Origin of the sequence: Streptomyces aureus, from assembly GCF_001418135.1 — a bacterium.
GTDB classification, from domain to species: Bacteria; Actinomycetota; Actinomycetes; order Streptomycetales; family Streptomycetaceae; genus Streptomyces; species Streptomyces aureus_A.
This window is the reverse complement of the sequence record NZ_LIPQ01000691.1, coordinates 1-1,629: the sequence shown is the minus strand read 5'-3', so window position 1 is coordinate 1,629 and position 1,629 is coordinate 1. Positions and strand designations below refer to the sequence as shown.

At 71.9% G+C, this 1,629-nt stretch carries 2 protein-coding genes; both read left to right on the top strand.

Going from position 1 to position 1,629, the window contains the following annotated elements; translation table 11 throughout:
- Positions 1–321 precede the first annotated feature (321 nt).
- The gene (locus AOK00_RS36185; protein ID WP_055604324.1) at positions 322–828 is read left to right on the top strand and encodes a DUF6912 family protein; all 507 of its coding nucleotides are present in this window, start codon (positions 322–324) and stop codon (positions 826–828) included.
- A gap of 92 nt (positions 829–920) precedes the next feature.
- Positions 921–1,592, top strand: coding sequence for an HAD family hydrolase (locus AOK00_RS36180; RefSeq protein WP_055604325.1), 672 nt, complete (start codon positions 921–923; stop codon positions 1,590–1,592).
- The last annotated feature ends 37 nt before the right edge of the window (positions 1,593–1,629 follow it).

The window sequence follows — 1,629 nt, the reverse complement described above, 5'->3', positions numbered from 1 at the left end:
GCGGGGGCGCGGGGTGCCGGTCGTGGTGAGGGTGGTGGTCATGGTGGGCCTGCCCCTGTGGTCGCGTCACCGAGAGATACCGGTCGGTAACTTTCCGTTGGGGATCTTGTACGGGTGGGCTCGGAGAGGCCGCAAGGAGCCCGCCGCCGCTCGGCGGCTCGACATCGGAATCACCTATCCGGGTGACGCGGAAGAAAATCGGCTCCCGGGGGTCCTGAGAAGGGCCTCCCTGAGTGGACGTACGCCGACTCCGGCCGGCCACCCCGAAGGGGGACTCCGCACGTATCCTGAGGGCCTCTCCGTCTACGAAAGCGGCCAGCCATGCGCGTGTACGTCCCCCTGACCCTCCCCGGTCTCGCACAGGCGCACAAGGCGGGCGAGCTGGGCCCCGGTCCGCTGACCGCCTACGCCGTCACCCCCGCCCTGCGCGAGTGGTACGTCTCCGACGACATCGAGGAGCTGGAGTACGCGGCGCTTAACCGGGCCGCGTCCGCCTCCCTGCGGCTGCTCGCCGGGGACCCCGAGGCGCCCCGGCGCCGGATCGTCGTCGCCGTCGACGTCGCCGACAAGGACGCGGCCACGGACCCCGACGGGCCGCTGACCGTGAGCTCCATCGGCGAGGTCCGGATCGCCGGGCCCGTACGGCTCGCCAAGGCGGCGGCCGTGCACGCCGACGCGGACGACGCGGAGGCGGACGTGACGGCGGCGGCGGACGCGCTGGGCGCGGCGGACCAGGGGGACGACGACGCGCAGTTCGTCGTCGACGGGGCCGAGGACCACGAGCTGCTGTGGTTCGGGGTGCAGGAGATTCCCGGGCTGCTGGGCTGACGGCATCCTGGTCCGTCCTCCTGTCGATCCCCTCGGATCGTTTGGTCCCTGCCCGAATCTTGAGTGTCCGAGTGGCCGGGTACCGTCTTTCCATGGGGAAGCACGACGGCTTGCGCGGCAAGCATCTGGTCTGGGACTGGAACGGCACACTGCTCGACGACATCAGTGCGGTCATCGGGGCGACGAACGCCGCCTTCGCCGAACTCGGGCTCGAAGAGATCACTCTGGAGCGGTACCGCGAGTTGTACACGGTGCCGGTGCCCAAGTTCTACGAGAGGCTCATGGGGCGACTGCCCACCGACGCGGAGTGGACCGTCATGGACGGCGCCTTCCACCGGCACTACTGGGCACGGGCCGAGGACTGCGGGCTGACGCTCGGCGCCGCGGAGCTGCTCGCGGCGCGGCAGGCGGCCGGATTGACGCAGTCCCTGCTGTCCCTCGCACCGCACACGGAGTTGATACCGCTGGTGCGGAGGCACGGGATCGCGGAGCGGTTCCTGCGGATGGACGGGCGGGTCGGCGCGTCCACGGACGGGAAGTCGGGGCACATGGTGCGGCACCTGGCCGCGCTGGGGGATGTGCCGGCGGATCGGGTCGTGGTCATCGGCGACGCCGCGGACGACGCTGTGGCGGCGGCGCATGTCGGGGCGCGGGCGGTGCTCTACACCGGGGGATCGCACAGTCGGGCTTCGCTGGAGCGGGTGGGGGTGCCGGTCGTGGACTCGCTCGCGGAAGCGGTTGCCGTGGCGGAGGAGCTGGTCTGACGGGGGCCGTCCGGTGGGGGGCGGGTGCCGCGGCCGG